At 53.2% G+C, this 20,183-nt stretch carries 18 protein-coding genes and 1 tRNA gene; 4 read left to right on the top strand and 15 right to left on the bottom strand.

Annotated elements, in window-relative coordinates:
• Positions 1-25: 25 nt before the first annotated feature.
• The 5 genes from H7U06_RS08280 to cysS all read right to left on the bottom strand — a co-directional run bounded on the left by H7U06_RS08280 (position 26) and on the right by cysS (position 5,917).
• Complete coding sequence (locus H7U06_RS08280) at positions 26-1,279, bottom strand: aspartate kinase (protein WP_175625667.1); 1,254 nt, start codon at positions 1,277-1,279, stop codon at positions 26-28.
• A 178-nt stretch (positions 1,280-1,457) separates the two neighbouring features.
• Entirely contained in the window at positions 1,458-2,825 is a 1,368-nt protein-coding gene (gene tilS, locus H7U06_RS08275; RefSeq protein ID WP_175626087.1) for a tRNA lysidine(34) synthetase TilS, read from the bottom strand.
• A 27-nt stretch (positions 2,826-2,852) separates the two neighbouring features.
• Complete coding sequence (locus H7U06_RS08270) at positions 2,853-3,827, bottom strand: acetyl-CoA carboxylase carboxyltransferase subunit alpha (RefSeq protein WP_012079959.1); 975 nt, start codon at positions 3,825-3,827, stop codon at positions 2,853-2,855.
• Between the two features lie 43 nt (positions 3,828-3,870).
• A complete protein-coding gene (locus tag H7U06_RS08265; protein ID WP_175625666.1) occupies positions 3,871-4,518 on the bottom strand; it encodes a DNA-3-methyladenine glycosylase in 648 nt (215 codons plus the stop codon).
• A gap of 4 nt (positions 4,519-4,522) precedes the next feature.
• Complete coding sequence (gene cysS, locus H7U06_RS08260; protein ID WP_175625665.1) at positions 4,523-5,917, bottom strand: cysteine--tRNA ligase; 1,395 nt, start codon at positions 5,915-5,917, stop codon at positions 4,523-4,525.
• A gap of 415 nt (positions 5,918-6,332) precedes the next feature.
• Here cysS and H7U06_RS08255 point away from each other — a divergent pair, with 415 nt between their 5' ends.
• The 3 genes from H7U06_RS08255 (at position 6,333) to H7U06_RS08245 (ending at position 8,312) form a co-directional block, all read left to right on the top strand.
• A complete protein-coding gene (locus H7U06_RS08255; RefSeq protein WP_175625664.1) occupies positions 6,333-6,911 on the top strand; it encodes a peptidylprolyl isomerase in 579 nt (192 codons plus the stop codon).
• 62 nt (positions 6,912-6,973) lie between these two features.
• Entirely contained in the window at positions 6,974-7,462 is a 489-nt protein-coding gene (locus H7U06_RS08250; RefSeq protein WP_175625663.1) for a peptidylprolyl isomerase, read from the top strand.
• 88 nt (positions 7,463-7,550) lie between these two features.
• On the top strand, positions 7,551-8,312 hold the full coding sequence (locus tag H7U06_RS08245) for a UDP-2,3-diacylglucosamine diphosphatase (protein ID WP_254873174.1): 762 nt from the start codon (positions 7,551-7,553) through the stop codon (positions 8,310-8,312).
• Positions 8,313-8,326: 14 nt separating this feature from the next.
• On the opposite strand, the gene H7U06_RS08240 is transcribed toward H7U06_RS08245, so the two are convergent.
• From H7U06_RS08240 to rnr, 4 genes are all read right to left on the bottom strand, one after another.
• Positions 8,327-9,025 (bottom strand): YceH family protein, encoded by a 699-nt coding sequence (locus H7U06_RS08240; RefSeq protein WP_175625661.1) that lies wholly within the window; start codon positions 9,023-9,025, stop codon positions 8,327-8,329.
• A gap of 8 nt (positions 9,026-9,033) precedes the next feature.
• Positions 9,034-9,777 carry a serine O-acetyltransferase gene (cysE, locus tag H7U06_RS08235; protein ID WP_175625660.1) on the bottom strand — a complete coding sequence of 248 codons (744 nt, stop codon included), beginning with the start codon at positions 9,775-9,777 and terminating at the stop codon, positions 9,034-9,036.
• A 112-nt stretch (positions 9,778-9,889) separates the two neighbouring features.
• Positions 9,890-10,633: a 23S rRNA (guanosine(2251)-2'-O)-methyltransferase RlmB gene (gene rlmB, locus H7U06_RS08230; protein WP_012079967.1), complete on the bottom strand. Its 744-nt coding sequence runs from the start codon at positions 10,631-10,633 to the stop codon at positions 9,890-9,892.
• A gap of 2 nt (positions 10,634-10,635) precedes the next feature.
• A complete protein-coding gene (gene rnr / locus H7U06_RS08225; RefSeq protein ID WP_175625659.1) occupies positions 10,636-13,092 on the bottom strand; it encodes a ribonuclease R in 2,457 nt (818 codons plus the stop codon).
• A gap of 149 nt (positions 13,093-13,241) precedes the next feature.
• On the opposite strand from rnr, the gene H7U06_RS08220 reads away from it, so the two are divergent.
• Positions 13,242-13,326 (top strand) — tRNA-Leu (locus tag H7U06_RS08220).
• Between the two features lie 222 nt (positions 13,327-13,548).
• Here the strand turns inward: H7U06_RS08220 and H7U06_RS08215 are convergent.
• The 6 genes from H7U06_RS08215 to hflX form a co-directional block, all read right to left on the bottom strand.
• A complete protein-coding gene (locus H7U06_RS08215; RefSeq protein ID WP_124573852.1) occupies positions 13,549-14,085 on the bottom strand; it encodes a phosphoribosyltransferase in 537 nt (178 codons plus the stop codon).
• A 27-nt stretch (positions 14,086-14,112) separates the two neighbouring features.
• A complete protein-coding gene (locus H7U06_RS08210) occupies positions 14,113-15,426 on the bottom strand; it encodes an adenylosuccinate synthase (protein WP_175625658.1) in 1,314 nt (437 codons plus the stop codon).
• 3 nt (positions 15,427-15,429) lie between these two features.
• Positions 15,430-16,581: an ATP phosphoribosyltransferase regulatory subunit gene (locus H7U06_RS08205; protein WP_175625657.1), complete on the bottom strand. Its 1,152-nt coding sequence runs from the start codon at positions 16,579-16,581 to the stop codon at positions 15,430-15,432.
• Positions 16,582-16,796: 215 nt separating this feature from the next.
• Positions 16,797-17,687 carry a protease modulator HflC gene (hflC, locus tag H7U06_RS08200; RefSeq protein ID WP_175625656.1) on the bottom strand — a complete coding sequence of 297 codons (891 nt, stop codon included), beginning with the start codon at positions 17,685-17,687 and terminating at the stop codon, positions 16,797-16,799.
• Positions 17,687-18,991: an FtsH protease activity modulator HflK gene (hflK, locus tag H7U06_RS08195; RefSeq protein ID WP_175625655.1), complete on the bottom strand. Its 1,305-nt coding sequence runs from the start codon at positions 18,989-18,991 to the stop codon at positions 17,687-17,689. The genes hflC and hflK overlap by 1 nt, the downstream gene beginning before the upstream one ends.
• A 51-nt stretch (positions 18,992-19,042) precedes the next feature.
• Entirely contained in the window at positions 19,043-20,161 is a 1,119-nt protein-coding gene (gene hflX, locus H7U06_RS08190) for a GTPase HflX (RefSeq protein WP_175625654.1), read from the bottom strand.
• Positions 20,162-20,183: the final 22 nt, after the last annotated feature.

The following is a 20,183-nucleotide window of genomic DNA, read 5'->3' as shown; positions in this document are numbered from 1 at the left end:
TTCCATGTATGACTTGTTTTCTTTTTTAATTACTTTTTTCCAGATCGAAGGTCTTGTGCAAGGCACGAACTGCCAATTCCATATACTTCTCGTCGATCAGGACCGAAATCTTGATTTCCGAAGTCGAAATCATCTGGATGTTGATGCCCTCTTCCGACAAGGTACGGAACATTTGCGACGCGATACCAACATGGCTACGCATACCGACACCAACCACCGAGACTTTGGACACTTTGGTGTCGCCCTGGATGCTGGCTGCACCAATGTGTGCTTTGACGCTTTCATTCAATACATCCACTGCCTTGGCGTAATCGCCACGTGGGACGGTGAAGGTAAAGTCTGTTTTGCCGTCGACCGACTGGTTTTGAATGATCATGTCGACTTCGATATTTGCCGCAGCAATCGGTCCCAGGATCTGATACGCGATGCCTGGGCGATCAGGTACGCCCAGTACGGTAATTTTCGCTTCATCGCGATTGAATGCTATACCGGTGATGGCAGCTTGTTCCATGTGTGTATCTTCCTCAAACGAAATCAGGGTGCCGGATTTTGCTTCTTCTTCCAGCGGTATCATAGGATCGGTCAGCGACGACAGCACGCGTGTCGGCATCCGGTAGTTACCAGCAAATTCAACCGAACGAATCTGCAGCACTTTCGAACCTAGCGATGCCATTTCAAGCATCTCTTCAAAGGTAACTGTATTCAGGCGACGCGCTTCCGACACGACGCGTGGGTCAGTCGTATAAACACCGTCAACATCTGTGTAAATCAGGCATTCCTGTGCCTTCAGCGCGACTGCAACAGCCACTGCCGAGGTATCGGAGCCGCCACGACCCAGCGTTGCGATATTGCCGTCGTCGTCCACACCCTGGAAACCAGTGATGATGACGATGCGACCCGCATCCAGATCCTTCTGCACTTTAACGTCGTCGATAGACTGGATGCGCGCTTTGGTGAAAGCGGAGTCCGTCTTGATCGCGACCTGCCAGCCTGCATACGATACCGCTTCCTTGCCGATAGACTGCAAAGCCATCGCCAGCAAGGCAACAGATACCTGCTCGCCGGTAGAAGCCAGCATGTCCAGTTCGCGTGGATCTGGTTGCGGCATGATATCTTTGGCCAATCCGATCAAACGGTTGGTTTCACCGGACATCGCCGATGGCACCACTACGATTTGATAACCAGCGTCATGCCATTTGGCGACGCGTCTGGCGACATTTTTGATGCGCTCGGTGGAGCCCATCGAAGTGCCGCCGTATTTGTGAACGATTAAAGCCATAGGGATAGTGAACGAGCTCTTAAAAGAAGAGAAAAGCGTGAAAAATCAACCCTCGACTTTACAGCCTGCAGCGCAGAATGACAAGTCCGACAAGGCCGTGCCAGCGCCTAGCCTTATCAAAATCACCAAAAATCCCGGGTATGTGCGTTTTCCGTTCTTGATACGGCGCAATTTAACTCTAATCGAACTGCCAACGCAGCTGAATATTGGCTCCCGCCTCGGGATTAAGCGGATGGCAATCCATGCCTATACCTGCAGCAAACAACAATTGCTTACCTGCAAAAACCAACGGCAGGCGTTCACGCTCCCAAGCTGGAACATCGCAAGCCTGGTACTGGTACTTCAAACTTTTGGTCGGGCGATTCCATGCCGGTTTCAAACGTTCGCCACCGCTGCGCAACTGGATAGACAGTGTTTGCGCACGTAACCAATCGGCAGCAATGCCCTGCTCCGCCTGATCAAAGTGCAAAGTGCCGCCGAAACTGGGGAAATGCAGGCTGGCTTCACCCTGCCAGTTGAACGAGCGTGGCGGCTGCAGCAGCAAGTCCGGATCGAATTTAGGTGTAATGTAGACCCGGTCACGGTGGCGCCGGATATGACAGTCTGCATGCGTGACGCATAACTGCGCATCGTGTTTTGCTTCCAGCAATTGCGTGCGCATTTCATTGAGCCAGGCGGTCGATGGCATACGCACACCGCGCAAACCAAACCAATAGCGCAACATATTGTCGATGCGGTCTGCGCTGAAAAGCTTCAGCTTGCTCACATCCACGCATTCACCATCCAGGCATTGCTGCAAATCTTCGGCCGCCAGTTCTATCAACAAACGTTGTGCCGATTGTGCATGCTGCGCGGTACGCGCAAAGCGCTGCTGGAAACCTGGAAAGTGTTCTTCCAGTTTCGGCATGACCTGATGACGCAAAGCGTTGCGTGCATAGCGCGGGTCCAGATTCGATTCATCTTCGACATACTGGATCGCGTGCGTTGTGACGTAGGCCTGCAAATCTTCACGCGTCACCTGCAACAATGGACGTCCCATCAACAAGCTGGCATCACCCAGCAAATCCGCCGCATGATTCGCGCTATCCATACCGGACAGACCTGCCACACCGGAACCGCGCAAGAGCTGCAGCAACACGGTCTCTGCTTGGTCATCCAGGTGATGCGCCGTCAGCAGCAGCGGCACACCATGCGCACGACACATGTCGCCGAGTGCCGCATACCGACTTTGCCGTGCCGCTTCCTCTATGCCGTTTTTATCTTTGCGGGTGATTTGTACCTGGCGCGCATCGAAGGTCACCCCCAATGCCGCACACTGCGCGCGGCAATGCGCAAGCCAGTCATCGGCATTCGAACTCAAACCATGATGCACATGAAAGGCATAGACTTCCATGTGCTGCACCTGTCCATATGCATGCAGCAAATGCAGCAAGGCCGCTGAATCGAGTCCGCCGCTGTAAGCCAGCGCGATTTTGGCGACACCGGGGCCAGAAAGAGAAACGCGCGTCCGGATCTCCCCTAACGCGCGTTCAAACCCAGCTTGCATAGACGCAGTTTCTTTATTCGTCACGCATCATTCCGGTGTGTTGAGCTCTTTGAATTTACCGTAGCTCATTAATTTTTCATGACGTGCTGCCAGCAAGTCCTTGGTTTTCATACCCTGGAACTGACGCACGGTATCGGCCAACGCACGTTTGACCAATGCTGCCATTTGCTTAGGATCGCGGTGCGCGCCACCCAATGGTTCATTAATGATCTTGTCGATCAGGCCCATGGCTTTCAGGCGATGTGCGGTCAGGCCGAGTGCTTCTGCCGCATCGGATGCGCGCTCTGCAGATTTCCACAGAATCGAAGCACAACCTTCCGGTGAGATCACCGAGTAAGTCGAGTACTGCAACATCAGAACTGCATCACCAACCGCAATCGCCAGCGCGCCGCCGGACCCGCCTTCGCCGATGATGGTCGCGATCAATGGCACTTTCAATTCAGCCATGACGTAGAGGTTGTGACCAATCGCTTCCGATTGCCCACGCTCTTCGGCATCGATACCAGGGAATGCACCCGGGGTATCGACAAATGTAAACACCGGCAAGCCGAATTTCTCAGCCAGCTTCATCAGGCGCATCGCCTTGCGATAGCCTTCCGGTTTCGGCATACCGAAGTTACGCATGCTACGTTCTTTGGTATCGCGACCTTTTTGATGACCGATGACCATGCAAGGCATGCCATTGAAACGTGCCAGGCCGCCGACGATGGACAGATCGTCCGCATAGCTGCGGTCACCGTGCAATTCGTGGAAGTCGGTGAAGATTTCATTCACATAGTCCATGGTGTACGGACGTTGCGGATGACGTGCAATTTGCGACACTTGCCACGGCGTGAGCTTGGCGTAGATATCTTTGGTCAGTTGCTGGCTCTTCTTGGACAGGCGATCGATCTCTTCCGAGATATCGACTGCAGAGTCATCTTGTACAAAGCGCAGCTCTTCGATCTTGGAATCGAGTTCTGCAATCGGCTGTTCAAAGCCGAGGAAAGTCGTTTTACTCATCGTGCACCTTTATGATTCAACACGTGGTGGATTTCGTATCTACCTAGTTTGCTGCCTCTACCGGATCCAGGCTACGCCACAGATACCAGGTCGCAACAGTACGGTAAGGTTCCCAATTGGCGGCTACTTCCCGCGCATCGCTGCGCGAAACCGGCTCGCCAGAAAAATAATTACGGCTAATGCCCGCCAGCAAACCGAGGTCGTCCAGCGGCAAAATATTTGGTCGGAGCAGATTAAATATCAAAAACATCTCCGCTGTCCAGCGTCCGATGCCGCGAATTTGAATTAACTCAGCGATAACTTCTTCATCTTCCATTTCGGCCCACTTGTCACAATTGACACGTTTTGCCTTGAAATGGTCTGCCAGATCGAAAATATACTCTGCTTTACGCTTGGATAAGCCACAAGTTGCCAGCTTGTCACCAGCCTTGATCACTTGGGCTGGCGTGCATTTTGGGCAAACTTCGAGGAAGCGCTGCCAGACGGAATCAGCAGCTTTGCTGGAAACTTGTTGTCCGATGATGGAACGGGCCAATGTGGAAAATGCCTCGCCGCGGCCAACCAGGTGCAAATCACCAAACTGTGGGATGAGTTTGCGCAGGATACGGTCGCGCTTCATCAGCTCGGCCTTGGCCTCCTCCCAGTAGGCTGGCAGGATACGGGTTTCGTCAGTGGCGATCGTTTTCCCCATCAGCTCAAGCCCTACGCCATTCGGTCAGACCACCCGGTTTATCTTCCAGGATGATGCCTTTTTCCAGCAGCTCGGCACGAATACGGTCAGCTTCGGCAAAGTTCTTCGCCTTCTTGGCGTTGACACGCGCATTGATTTGCTCGACGACAAATGTTTCCATCTCGCCATCTTCCCCGTTGGCCAGTCCGGCATGCAGGAATTGCTGGGCCGGGCGCTGCAAGAGACCGACTATACCAGCGAGTCCGACCAGTTGGCGCGCCAAAACAGGGGATTTTGTTTTATTGATCTCGTTTGCCAGCTCAAACAATACGGCTACGGCCAGCGGCGTATTGAAATCGTCATTCATTGCCTCGGCAAAGCGTACGGCATGCGCTTCTGTCATATCCAGCGGTGCGCCATCCGGTGCCACATCCTTGAGCGCCGTGTACATCCGCGTCAGGGCGTTGCGTGCATCATCCAGATGCGCATCCGAATAATTCAGCTGGCTGCGGTAGTGCGCGCGCAGGATAAAGAAGCGCACGACTTCGGAATCGTATTTCGCCAGCACTTCACGGATAGTGAAGAAATTACCCAGCGATTTCGACATTTTTTCATTGTCGACGCGTACAAAACCGTTGTGCATCCAGTAGTTGACGAAGGTATGCTGGCTCGCCCCTTCTGACTGGGCAATTTCATTTTCGTGATGCGGGAACTGCAAATCTGCACCGCCGCCGTGTATATCGAATTGTTCACCCAGCAGTTCGCAGGCCATGGCCGAGCATTCGATATGCCAGCCCGGACGACCACTACCCCATTTCGATGACCACTTCACTTCTTCCGGCTCGGCTTCTTTCGACGATTTCCACAAGACGAAATCCAGCGGATCACGTTTGCCGGTGTTCACGTCGACGCGCTCACCGGCGCGCAGATCGTCCAGCGACTTGCCGGACAACTTGCCGTAACCCGGGAAATCACGCACTGAATAGTTCACATCACCATCGGATGATTTATAGGCCAGACCATTGCGTTCCAGCGCTTCGATCAAGCCTAGCATTTGCGGTACGTAGTTAGTCGCACGCGGTTCGTGATCCGGCTTTTGTACGCCCAGCGCGGCGGCATCTTCATCCATCGCATCGATGAAGCGTTGCGTCAGGGCAGAAATGGACTCACCGTTTTCGGCAGCGCGCTTGATGATCTTGTCATCGATATCGGTAATATTGCGTACGTAAGTGACTTCATAGCCCAAAGCACGCAGCCAGCGCTGCACCAGGTCGAATACCACCATGACGCGCGCGTGTCCGATATGGCAGTAGTCGTATACGGTCATGCCACATACGTACATTCGGACTTTACCAGGCTCAATAGGAGTAAACGGCTGCTTCTCACGCGCCAGCGTATTGTAGATCTTCAGGGCACTCATGAATGGTTGTCTGTTTCGGCTAAGATTTGTCACAAGGCTAGCTGCGCATCGCCATTTACGCGCATCAGCAACTTCGGGGCGCAGCTGCGGCGACGCTGCCAAAACACTTAGTTATGCTTCTTTTTTGATAAAATGCGCTTTTTCGTGGCGCGTTTGGGCAGCACGAATTTTTAGCAGTATAGCATTGATAAAAACCGCAACCGCCGTTCAAGTTGCTTATCTGCACTGCTTCTTGCGCAAGATGGCATTTAATCTTTGCCCTTCCTGCCCGCTCAAACGGGACGGCATAATATGACAGCGCGTATGATCCTGCAAGCTGAAGGCTATTGAATATTTGTACATCAGCATCATCTGTACCCGAAATTAGCCGTACATCTGAGCATCACTCACCTTCATTTAAATGAAAGAAGCCCGCATGAAATTTTCTCGTCGTCACGTCCTGGCCATGGTCGCCGCCGTTTCACTGTCCGGCATGCTGCAATTCGCACAAGCTGCTGATGCACCGCAGGTATTACTGAAAACGAGTATGGGCGATATCGTGCTGGAACTTAACCAGGACAAAGCACCGAAATCCGTAGAGAACTTTGTGCAGTATGTAAAAAGCGGCCAGTACAACGGTACGATTTTCCACCGTGTGATCGATGGCTTCATGATCCAGGGTGGCGGCTTCGATAAAGACATGAAAGAGAAAGCGACACGTGCTCCTATCCAGAACGAAGCAGCAAACGGCTTGAAGAACGACATCTACACCATCGCGATGGCACGCACCAGCTCGCCGCACTCCGCTACTGCACAGTTCTTTATCAACACCACAAATAACAGTATGCTGAACTACCCTAGTCGTGATGGTTGGGGCTATGCAGTCTTCGGAAAAGTCATCAAAGGTACCGAAGTCGTCGACAAGATCAAAGGCGTCAGCACCGGCAATCGCGGCGGCCATCAAAATGTACCGACCACTCCGATCGTCATAGAATCGGCTACCGTCATCAACTAATCATTACTGATTTTTAGTCACCAGTTTTTATTCATCACCCCTACATTTATCAAGGAATAAATATGGCAGTCCTGCTCACCACCAACCACGGCAACATCACTATCGAACTCGACGCAGAAAAAGCGCCAAAAACGGTAGAAAACTTCCTCGCATATGTGAACTCGGGCCACTACGCTGGCACCATTTTCCATCGCGTCATCGACGGCTTCATGATTCAAGGCGGTGGCTTTGAGCCAGGCATGAAACAAAAGCCTACCAATGAACCAGTCGAAAACGAAGCCAAAAACGGCTTGAAGAACGATATGTACACACTGGCGATGGCACGTACTTCGGCACCACACTCGGCTTCCGCCCAGTTCTTCATCAACGTCAACAACAACAGCTTCCTCGACTACCCAGGTCAAGACGGCTGGGGCTACTGCGTGTTCGGCAAAGTCATCGACGGTACCGACGTCGTTGAAAAAATCCGCGCAGTCAAAACCACACGCAGCGGCATGTTCGCAGACGTACCGGTAGACGACGTAGTCATCGAAAAAGCTGAAGTAATCTAAGCGTCTGACGTTTATTTAACCAGCTATCTCGATGCACGATATGAGCTCTTCCCTATCCTCTGCTTCGACGAATCAAGCGCAGCCAGCAATGGCTGCGCTTTTTGTTTCCGATTTGCATTTGCAGGCAGCGATGCCTCGCACCACGCAGGCTTTCTTTAATTTCCTGCAACAACACGCCGTACACACCCGACAACTCTACCTGCTCGGCGATATCTTCGAAGCCTGGGCCGGTGATGACGATTTGGACGATCCCTATTACCAGCAAGTGGCCCATGCACTGAAACAAGTCAGTGCCGCCGGAGTAGAAGTATTCTGGATGGCTGGCAATCGCGACTTCCTGGTCGGAGCCGACTTTGCCGAAGCGACCGGCATGCGTTTGCTGCCCGATCCCTATGTCACCACGATAGCCGGACGTTTGCTGGTGTTGACACATGGCGACGCCTATTGCACCGACGACGACGCATATATGCAATTCCGCGCGCAAGTACGCCAGCCGGAGTGGCAACAGAATTTCCTCGCCCTGCCCCTGGAACAGCGCAAAGCCATCATAGAAAACCTGCGCGCCGGTAGCCGTGCGGCCCAGCGTGACAAATCTTACGACATCATGGATGTGAATCAGGACGCGATTGCAGGCTTATTCCGCCTCAGTGGCAGTGCCACCATGATCCACGGTCATACCCATCGCCCGGCCAAACACGATTATCAAATCGATGATGCGGCACGCGTACGCTATGTATTGTCAGACTGGGATCTGGATCACGCGGCAGCGGAGCGCGGTGACTGGCTGGCGCTGGATACGGCGGGCAATATCCACCGTTACGCCTTGAATGGGAGCGAAGTCGGCAACTAAGTACCGACTTCAACTTATTCAAACTGCTGTTTGAATTGCTGGAACTGCGCTTTCAAAGCTTCGACTTCGTCGCGCAGGCCAGCCACTTCTGCTTCCAGTTGGCCGATGCGGTCATGGCGGCTCACACCACCGCTTGCCGCTGCAGGCAACTCACCCGACTCAGGAAACACTTCTCCCGATAACAAGGGCGCATAACGGGTTTCCTTGGTGCCTGGCGCACGCGGCAAGCGCGCCACCAGTGGCGGATATTTATCGATCAGGAATTGCAATGCTGCTTCGACATCAACGATGGTGGCGAACTCATGCAAGCGCCCCGAGCGGGTACGTATTTCACCGGCGGTCTGGATACCACGCAACATCAGCACCGTCAGCACCGCCAGCTTGTCCTGCTCCAGCGTCCACTTCATGCGCAGCCTGTGCTCGTACTTGCTGACACGTGCGCCGGCCTGATTTACTTCGGCGACAAATTTATCCGCGATCAAATCCTGCAAGATACGCTGCACATCGCTTTCAGTCAGTGACATTACAGGATCACGGCTGGTGAGCTGATTACAGCCATTGGTGAGTGCATTGATGGACATCGGATAAGCATCCGGCGTCAGCGCTTCCTTCTCGGCCAATACTGCCAGCACACGCAGTGCACCTGCATCAAATACCACCTGTCCGTCACCCTGCGCATCGGCAGCAGGAGCATTGCTTACTTCATCTGTCATGGCTTTACTTACTCAACCAGTTTGTTCAACTGTTCAGGATCAAATTTCTCGGTGGCGTTCAGGGTTTCGCAATCGATACCGGCACACTTCAGTGCCGCCAGGATACGCTCGATCTGGTGTTCCTGTGTCGCTGCATTATCGATCAAACCATGCAAAGCCTTGGATAAAGGATCATCGCCGTTCGGCGTCACGCCATACGCTGCAAACATGCGTGCGGCAGCTTCATCGCGGGCATTGTCTTTCTGGATAATGCGCGCCGGGTTACCGACTGCGGTGGCACCTGGCGGTACTTCGCGCACCACCACGGCATTGGAGCCTATTTTGGCGCCCTCACCGACGGTAAAGCCACCCAGGACTTGCGCACCGGCACCAATAATCACACCAGCACCCAGGGTCGGATGGCGCTTTGCACCTTTACTGAGCGAGGTACCTCCTAGCGTCACCCCCTGATAAATCGTGCAATCGTCGCCGACTTCGGCGGTTTCACCGATCACCACGCCAAAACCGTGATCGATAAAAACACGCCGCCCGATTTTTGCACCGGGATGGATTTCGATTGCGGTCAGCCAGCGCGCAATATGCGACGTAAAGCGCCCCAGCCACTTCAAATCATGGGTCCAGAACCAATGTGCCCAACGCTGCATGACGATGGCGTGCAAGCCCGGATAGCAGGTAATAACCTCCCATTCGCTGCGCGCAGCAGGGTCGCGGGCGATGATATTGGCGATGTCTTCTCGAATACGGCTAAACATAAAGTAAATATGGATATGCGGAAAATGCTCAGGTAGCAATATTAGCCTGTTAACGAAAATCATGGCGGCACCGGCTATTTCTGGCCGGTGCCGCCATGCTGTCAGGCGATGCTCAGGAACCGGTGGCGATGCGCTGTCTGCGGGCTTCGTAGAGACAGACGCCGGAGGCTACGGAGACATTCAGGCTCTCTACCGAGCCAAACATCGGGATGCCAACCAGGACATCACAGGTTTCACGGGTCAGGCGACGCATACCCTCACCTTCCGACCCCATGACCAAAGCAGCCGGGCCGGAGAAATCGGCTTCATACAAGCCTTTTTCGGAGTCGTCGGTGGTACCGATCAGCATGATGTCGCGCTCTTTCAGTTCGCGCAGGGTACGTGCCAGATTCGTTACCGTAATGTAAGGCACGGTATCGGCAGCACCACTGGCGACCTTGGCAGCAGTCGCATTCAGACCTACCGCGCGATCTTTCGGCGCGATCACGGCATGTGCGCCAGCACCGTCTGCAACGCGCAGGCAGGCACCCAGATTATGTGGATCGGTAATGCCATCCAGCACCAGCAACAAAGGCGGGCCTTCGATCGCATCCAGCAACTCGTCCAGATTGCGTGCCAGTGACAACTCACCGGCCTTGGCTACCACGCCTTGATGGCGGCGCGTGCCGACAATGCTGCTCAGGCGTGCATCGTCAGCCGGAATAATACGTACCTTGGCGCCTTCGGCTGCGCGTATCAAATCCTTCATGCGCTGGTCATGACGACCGGCGTCTATGTAAATTTCTTCTACCGAAGAGGCTTCATGGCGCAAACGCGCCGTGACGGCGTGAAAGCCGAAAATCATCTTGCTCTTCATTTTTATCGCTTCTTCTTACCTGATTTAGAGTGCACTGCTGGTGCACGTTGTTTATGCGGTGTTGCCGGGGTACGCTTGGCTTTGGTTTTTTTAGCAGCGGCGGTCGGCGTCGCAGCAGTCTTCGCAGTTGTCTTACCTGCAGATTTCGCTGCTTTCTTTTCCGCTTTCTGGCTGCGTTGCTGATGTTCGTTGTCGGCACGACGTGCTTCGTTTTTCAACACGGTACGGATGCCAGGCTCGTTCACCAGACGCAAATCAATCTTGCGTGCATCCAGATCGACACGGCTGACCTGCACCGTCACACGGTCGGTCAACTGATAACGGATACCGGTACGTTCACCGCGCAACTCATGGCGCGCCTCATCAAATTTGAAATGATCGGCGCCGAGCTCGGTGACATGTACCATGCCTTCGATGAACAATGAATCGAGTTGCACAAAAATACCGAAAGTCGCGACACCAGAAATGGTGCCGGTGAATTCTTCACCCAGCTTGTCGCGGATGAAGTAACACTTGAGCCAGGCCTCAACGTCACGCGATGCTTCATCGGCACGACGTTCGTTTGCCGAGCAATGGATGCCGAGTGCTTCCCAGATCGCCAGGTCGCCCTCTGCCTTTTGCTTGCCCTCTGCCTTATCCTGCGCGTGCTTCTTGCGCGCGGCAGGCGACAGCATGGTATTCAACGTGCTGGTATCCATGCCGCGCGGCTCGTACTTCTTGCCTTGCAGGATGGCCTTGATGGCGCGATGGGTCAGCAAATCCGGATAGCGACGGATCGGACTGGTGAAGTGCGCATAGGCTTCATACGACAAACCAAAGTGGCCGATATTTTCCGGGCTGTAGACCGCTTGCTGCATGGAGCGCAATAGCATGGTCTGCAACAACAAGGCATCCGGACGATTTTTAATCTTCGGCATCAGTTCCGCGTAATCCGAAGCAGTCGGCTTGTCGCCGCCGCCCAGATTCAAACCGACCTGCTTGAGGAAGGTACGTACCTGATTCAATTTTTCCTTGGTCGGCAACGCATGCACACGATACAGGCTGTGATGCTTGTGACGCTGCAAGAGATCAGCTGCGCACACGTTGGCGGCCAGCATGCACTCTTCAATCAGTTTGTGCGCTTCATTACGTGTACGTGGCAGGATCTGCTGGATTTTGCCGACTTCATTGCAAACGATATAGGTTTCGGTTGTTTCAAAGTCGATCGCACCACGTGCATGACGTGCTTGCAGCAAGGCCTGGTAGACGCCGTACAGATTCAGCAGGTGCGGCACCAGCGCCGGACGCTTGGTCGCTTCTATACCCTTGGTATTGCCCAGGATGGCAGCCACTTCGGTATAAGTCAGGCGTGCAGCGGAATGGATGACTGCCGGATAGAACTGGTAAGCCTTGATTTCACCTTTGGCAGTGATCACCGCATCGCACACCAGCGTCAGTCGGTCTACGCCCGGATTCAGCGAACACAAACCGTTCGACAATTTTTCCGGCAGCATAGGAATCACGCGACGCGGGAAATACACCGAGGTACTGCGTTCCAGTGCATCGACATCAATGGCTTCATTCGGTTTGACGTAGTTGCTAACGTCTGCAATCGCAACAATCAGGCGAAAGCCGTCAGCACGACCGATTTTGCATGGTTCGCAATACACGGCGTCATCGAAGTCACGCGCATCTTCTCCATCGATGGTGACCAGAGGCACATCGCGCAAATCAACGCGATCATGCAAATCAACCGCACGCACTTCGTTCGGTAATTTCGCTGCTGCTTTTTTCGCCGCTTCAGAAAATTCATGCGGCACGCCATATTTGCGCACTGCGATTTCGATTTCCATGCCGGGGTCATCGATGTCGCCGAGGACTTCAACTATCTTGCCGACAGGCTGGCTGAAACGCGAAGGCTGTTCGGTCAGTTCTACACTGACGACCTGCCCGGTTTTTGCCTTGCCTGGTGAACCCGCCAGCATGATGTCCTGGCCTATGCGTTTGTCTTCAGGTGCAACTACCCACACGCCGTTTTCGTTCAGCAAGCGGCCGATGACATGTGTGTTTGCACGTGCAACGACTTCGACGATGGTGCCTTCAGGGCGACCTCGACGATCCGTGCCTATGATGCGTGCTTGTACCCGATCACCGTGCAGTACTTTTTGCATTTCTTTCTCAGGCAAAAAGATATCGGCACTGGCATCGTCGGGAATCAGGAAACCGAAGCCGTCGCGATGACTGCTGACACGGCCTTCAATAAAATTGGAAGAATGGGCAAGTTGATAATTGCCGGCGCGATCTGGTTTGATTTGTCCATCGCGCTCCATCGCATTCAGGCGACGCATCAAACCGTCCATCTCATCAGGCTTTACGCCGAGAGCAGTAGCAAGTGTAGAAGCGTCGTGCGAACCGGTGGCCGTACGTAAGATGCCGAGAATTTCCTCGCGGCTGGGAATGGTATAAGAGTATTGGCTCAAAAGCTGTTTTGGTTAATTGTTATTAGAACGGGAGTCAGTGTAACGGACGACGAGAGTATTTGCATAATAAGTCGAGAAACATGCAAATTAATCGCAATCAATGATTGACTTCCAATGTATATCCGCTATACTGCTCATCTTTCATGTAGGCCCACGTGGCGGAATTGGTAGACGCGCATGGTTCAGGTCCATGTGCCGCAAGGTGTGGGGGTTCGAGTCCCTCCGTGGGCACCAAGTTATTAAAACCCCGTTGATTCGTCAACGGGGTTTTTCTTTTTCCGGTCGCATTTATTTCCTGGCTCATACGAGCTCACTTCAAACGCACGCAACACACTTCAGATATCGCAAAACTCTTTGCGAAAACTTGTTTTTAATTCCTACGTTTTTTCTACGTCACTTACTTTTGCAACGCATAGATATTGCCTGCAGAAAATGACACATCAGTGACGATGTGCCCTATTCTGTTTCACCTTTGCGCAACCATGCTGCCAATTGATGCGGACGCAAGCCATCGTACTCTTCAAATGGCTGATGTATCCACGGATTGTGCGGCAAATAGTCGAGATAGAAATCCGGCTCTACAGATGAGCAAGCTTTGTACCAGATGACGGCAGATTTCACTTCTGTCACTGCGGGGAATTTTTCGGAAAGATGACGCTGTACTTGTTCCAGCGTTACTCCGGAATCGACCAGATCGTCGACCAGCAATACCTTGCCACCCAGAGTTCCGTTTGTAATCGTGATGTGTTTCGCGATATCCAGCGAGCCCTGCTCTTTACCCGCATCTTCGCGATATGAGCTGGTCGACAAAATCGCCAGCGGCACATTGAAGATACGTGAGAACACATCGCCGGGGCGGAGACCGCCACGCGCCAGGCATAGTACCTGGTCAAATTCCCAACCCGACTCGTGCACGAGCAGAGCCAGGCGTTCGATTGCTTGGTGATAGGCTTCCCATGTCACCCATAGATCTTTATCGCCTGATTCTGGCATCTTGCAACTCGTCGGACTAAGTAGTTTTTATTTGAAAGGATGACGCAATACGATGGTTTCTTCGCGGTCTGGACCGGTCGAAATCATATCGATAGGCACACCAACCAGTTTTTCGATGCGATCGATGTAAGCACGTGCATTCGCAGGCAAGGCTTCCAGTGTTTTCGCACCAACTGTGGTTTCTTTCCAGCCTGGCATTTCTTCGTAGATAGGTTCGCAAGCGGCTGCATCTTCTGCGCCGACCGGGAAGATATCGACTGTTTTGCCATTCAGTTTGTAACCGGTGCAGATACGCAGCGATTCCAAGCCATCCAGCACGTCGAGTTTGGTGAAGCACATACCGGTCACGCCGTTGATCTGCACCGAACGTTTCAGCAAAGCTGCATCGAACCAGCCACAACGACGGGCACGGCCGGTAACGGTACCGAATTCGTGGCCGACTGTTGCCAGGTGTTTGCCAACGCCTGCATCAGTAGGCAATTCCGATGGGAATGGGCCCGAACCGACACGTGTGGTGTAAGCCTTGGTGATACCCAACACATAGTGCAGCATGTTAGGACCAACACCGGAACCGGTGGAGGCATTACCTGCCACACAGTTACTCGAGGTGACGTATGGATAAGTACCGTGATCGACGTCGAGCAAGCTACCTTGCGCGCCTTCGAACAAGAGGTTGGCACCAGCGTTATACGCTGCGTACAGTGCGCTCGATACATCGCCGACCATAGGCTTCAGGCGTGGCACATCGGCCAGCGCATCATCCAGGGTTTTTTGATAATCGATGGCTGGAACCTTGAGATAATGCGACAACACGAAGTTGTGGTAATCGAGGTTTTCCAGCAGTTTTTCTGCGAAACGTTTTTCGTTCAGCAAGTCAGCAGCGCGAATGGCGCGACGTGCAACTTTGTCTTCATATGCCGGGCCGATACCTTTACCGGTGGTACCGATTTTTGCATCGCCGCGTGCGACTTCACGTGCCACGTCGAGTGCGGTGTGGTACGGCAAGATGATAGGACAGGCTTCCGAAATCTTCAGGCGCGACGGAACTTCCACACCGATCGCTGCCAGCTTGTCGATTTCACGCAATACGTCAGGTACCGACAAGACCACGCCGTTACCGATGTAGCATGCGACGCCTTCGCGCATGATGCCGGAAGGGATCAGTTGCAATGCGGTCTTATGACCGCCGATCACCAGTGTGTGGCCGGCGTTGTGGCCGCCCTGGAAGCGCACTACACCTTGCGCGTGATCTGTCAGCCAATCGACGATCTTGCCCTTACCTTCATCGCCCCATTGGGTACCGACAACTACAACGTTTTTTGCCATGCTTTTTGTTGACATCACTTAACCTAAATTTTTGATAATCCAGTTTCCATCTTCAAGTACGAGTACGCGGTCGCACTCAAACTCGTCCTGATCGTTTTCATAGCCGGGCAAGCTTTGTATGACAACTTCCCCTGCCTTGCGCAATGCAACTATCTTGGTGCGCAATGCTGCTTCGCGGCCCCAGGGCGCACGAATTGCGCGCTTGCGTTCCGCTACTGGCAATAAGCGCGCCAGTTCGCGTAAATCCATAGAGAAACCAGTCGCCGGACGGGCACGTCCAAACGCTTCGCCGACGTGGTCGTAACGACCGCCACGCGCGACAGCATTCGGCAAGCCCGGCACATAAATCGCAAACATCGCACCGCTCTCGTACTGATAGCCACCGAGGTCGGCCAAATCTATCGTCACGTTCGCTTCGCCCGCGAGGCTGGCCAATGCCGCCAGCTCATCCAGCGCCTTGGTAATACCCGTCAAAGCCGGCAATTCCTTGCGCGCGCGCGCCAGCACCGTGACGTCGCCATACAGGCTAGGCAAGGCGAGCAAAGCACGGCGTGACTCTTCACCGTAAGCAGCTGTTATCTCCTGCAGCGCCGGAACATCTTTGGCGCGGAGCAAAGTATACAGTGCCGACTCGTCTTTTTGCGCATTTGCGTCATTTTCAATGATCGCCCGCAACACGCCGACGTGGCACAAATCCAGCCTTACCTGGGTAAAACCAGCCAAAGCCAGCGATGCCAGCGCCAATTCCTGGATTTCCGCATCCGCCTCCAGCCCGGCATGGCCGTATATCTCAGCGCCGATCTGCAAAGGCTCACGAGTAGCGTGCAAACCGTTAGGACGGGTATGCAGGACGCTACCGGAATAGCACAGGCGGGTAACCGAAGCACGGTTGAGCAAGTGGGCATCTATGCGCGCCACCTGGGTAGTCATGTCTGCGCGCAGGCCCAGCGTACGGCCGGACAGCTGGTCGACCAGTTTGAAGGTGCGCAAATCCATGTCATGTCCGGCACCAGCCAGCAATGAGTCCAGATACTCCAACATAGGTGGCATGACAAGTTCGTACCCGTACAGGTGGAAGTTGTCGAGAATGACACGACGTAGTTCTTCAATTTTGCGCGCTTCAGACGGCAAAACATCAGCAATATTTTCAGGCAGCAGCCAGTTGGGCATGACGGGAAACGAAAAAGTCAGAAAAAGGAATTGGGATACAGCGTACGGCAGGCTTATATCAGCTAGGCAGAGGCCGCCCGCACGCGGGCCGTTTCTGCCAGGAATTTGTTTTAGTTGCGTTTATGCATATAAATAGCCGCCACAAAAAAAGAACTGCATGAAGTGATGGTTGATCACTTCATGCAACTATGCTTACTTCGCTTGCACGACGCGGTTTATTTCTTCGCGCCCGCTCCGCTCGATGCCGGGTTTTTGAAATACTTGAAAAACTCGGAGTTAGGATCGATCACGAGCATGTCGTTACGTGTTTTAAAGCTGGCCCGATACGCTTCGAGGCTACGGTAAAACTTATAGAACTCCGGGCTTTGACCAAATGCCTGTGCGTAGATTTGCGACGCTTTGGCATCGCCTTCACCGCGGATCTGTTCAGCATCACGGTACGCTTCAGCCAGGATAACGGTACGCTGTCTGTCAGCATCAGCACGAATCTTTTCAGATTCCGCAGCACCAGTCGAACGCAATTCGTTGGCGACACGTGCACGCTCAGACTTCATACGGTCAAACACCGAGTTATTGATCTGGTCGACATAATCAACACGCTTGAGGCGGACATCAACGATTTCAACGCCGATCTGTTTCGCTTCTTCGGTGACTTTCTTTTGGATGCCGTCCATTACCTTTCCGCGCTCACCCGAAATCACTTCACGCACAGTACGTTTGGTAATTTCTTCGTTCAGCGAAGCCTTGACGATTTGCGCCATACGGTTTTGCGCGCTGCGTTCGTCACCGCTAAAGCTGACGAAGTACAAGCGTGGATCCACGATACGCCATTTAACGAAGGCATCAACCAGGATGTTTTTCTTTTCCGCAGTGATGAAGCGATCTGCATCCGGCGTATCCAGAGTCAGAATGCGTTTGTCCAGGAATACGACGTTCTGGAACGGTGGCGGCAATTTGAAATGCAAGCCAGGTTCACTGATAACGGTCTTGACTTCACCCAGTGCAAACACAATCGCATACTGGCGTTGATCAACCACAAACAGGGTCGACGACAAAGCGATGAAGCCGATAACCGCAACGATGACATAAGAGATCAGGCGATTCATTATCGTACCTCCCGATCACGCGAACTACGGCTATCTCGGCTCCTCGACTCCTGTGCTTCCAGTGCAGCCGTATCCGGTGCACTTGTAGACGAGGTAGCAGGCGGTCTGATCGCACCGACATCCGCTGCGGCACCGGCAGGTGCTGCAGACTGGGAAATCAACTTATCGAGCGGCAAATAAATCAGGCTGTTATTACCTTTTGAATCGACCATAACCTTAGTAGTGCTAGAGAAAATTTTCTGCATCGTTTCGAGGTACATACGATCCCGGGTCACGGCAGGCGCTTTTTGATACTCAACCAAAACCTGTTTGAAGCGCGACGCTTCACCCTGCGCATTCGCGGTCACACTGGAACGATATGCTTCTGATTCCTGCAACAGACGCGAAGCCGCACCGCGTGCACGTGGAATCACGTCATTCGCGTAAGCCTGGCCTTCATTCTTTTGACGTTCGCGATCCTGTCCTGCCTTAACCGCATCATCAAACGCAGCCTGCACTTGTTCAGGTGGTTGTACGCCCTGCATCGTGACGTTGGTAATCTGTACGCCAGACTTGTAACGATCAACGATTTGCTGCATCAACTGGCTGCTGTCGAAAGCGATTTTTTCACGGCCTTCGTACAGGACGAAATCCATCTTGCTGCGGCCGACCACTTCACGAATCGCGGTCTCAGCAACCTGCTTGACCATTTCTTCCTGTTCACGATTGTTGAAGACCCAATCGGAAGCGTTTTTCAATGTGTATTGCACGGCGAACTGGATGTCGATGATGTTTTCATCTTCAGTCAGCATCAGCGATTCCTGCTGTTGCTTGTTCTTGACGTTGCCGCGATAGCCGACTTCAACTGTACGTACTTGCGATACGTTGACGATTTCATGGCTTTGGATCGGTGTCGGCCAGCGCCAGTTGAAACCGGCTGGCGTCATGTGGCTGTATTTGCCGAAAGTCATGACCACGCCGGTCTGACCTTCCTGCACGATGAAGAAACCGCTGACCAGCCACAGGAATGCGACGATACCGGCAATGATAGCTGCGCCTATGCCGGCACCGCGCATGTCCGGCTTGAAGCCCCCCATGCCGCCACCGGAAGAATCGCCGCCATTACCGCCGCCGCCATTTTTCCGGTTGCCGAAGATACCGCTCAGGCGCTGATTAAAATCACGCCACAATTGATCGAGATCAGGCGGACCGTCATTCGGGCGCTTGTTATCCTGATTTTTATTATTGTCATCGGACCCACGACCCCAACGCGGGTCATTGAGCGAAAACTTCAAACCAAATTTTTTAAGTAGGGAAACGAGCATTCTTTTGCGGTCCGGGCTGAAAAATAATGGGTTGGAAGGCCAAGTAAATACTTATACGTTGACGTCGTCAGATGCAACTAGTGATACATCTTCTAATCCAGCGGCGCGCTCCTGCGCACATTCGGCTATTGCTTCTCGCAATAGATCCAATCCGCTTCCAGTCTGGGCACTAATAAAAACACGACGAATTTTATCATATTCATCACGCTCCAAAGCAGGTTCCAGACCGGCAGCGTCAATCTTGTTCCAAACCAGAATCTGCGGGATATGATCAGCGCCGATTTCACGCAAAACCATATTCACCTGCTCTATCTGTTCCATCCGGACCGGGCTGGCACCATCGACTACGTGCAACAGCAAATCCGCATGGATGGTTTCTTCCAGCGTAGCGCGAAAAGCAGCAACCAATTGATGCGGCAATTCGCGGATAAACCCGACCGTATCGGAAATAACCACATTCCCGGCTTCGCCCAAATAAATCCGACGCGAAGTCGTATCCAAGGTAGCGAACAACTGATCAGCTGCCAATACCCTGGTTTTAGCCACGGCGTTAAACAAGGTCGATTTCCCGGCATTGGTATAACCGACCAGCGATACTGAAAATGCATTATTACGACCACGCGCACGACGCTGGGTAGCATGCTGCTTGTGCAGCTTATCCAGCTTGGCGCGCAAGGCCTTGACCCGTACCCCCAACAAACGCCTATCTGTTTCGAGCTGGGTTTCACCTGGTCCGCGCAGACCGATACCGCCCTTTTGCCGTTCCAAGTGAGTCCAACCGCGTATCAGTCGTGTCGACAAGTGTTGCAATTGTGCCAATTCGACCTGCACCTTACCTTCATGGCTTTGCGCCCTTTGCGCAAAGATATCCAGAATCAGGCTGGTGCGATCCACCACGCGCACCTTGAGATGACGTTCAAGGTTGCGCTGCTGCGCCGGCGACAGAGCATGATTGAAGATGACAATATCAAGCTCGTGGTCGACGACCGCATCAGCGATTTCATTTGCTTTACCCGAACCGACAAACAAGGCAGCGTCCGGACTAGAACGCTTGCCAGTGATCGTCATGATCGGATCGGCACCTGCCGATCTGGAAAGAAGGGAAAGTTCTTCGAGGCTTGCAGCGAAATCGCCTTTGCCAAAATCAAGGCCTACCAGTACTGCGCGCATATTAAAACTGCGCCCACAACTG

This window comes from Herminiimonas sp. Marseille-P9896 (genome assembly GCF_903993245.1).
GTDB classification, from domain to species: Bacteria; Pseudomonadota; Gammaproteobacteria; order Burkholderiales; family Burkholderiaceae_D; genus Oxalicibacterium; species Oxalicibacterium contaminans.
This window is presented reverse-complemented; position numbering and strand designations above follow the sequence as displayed.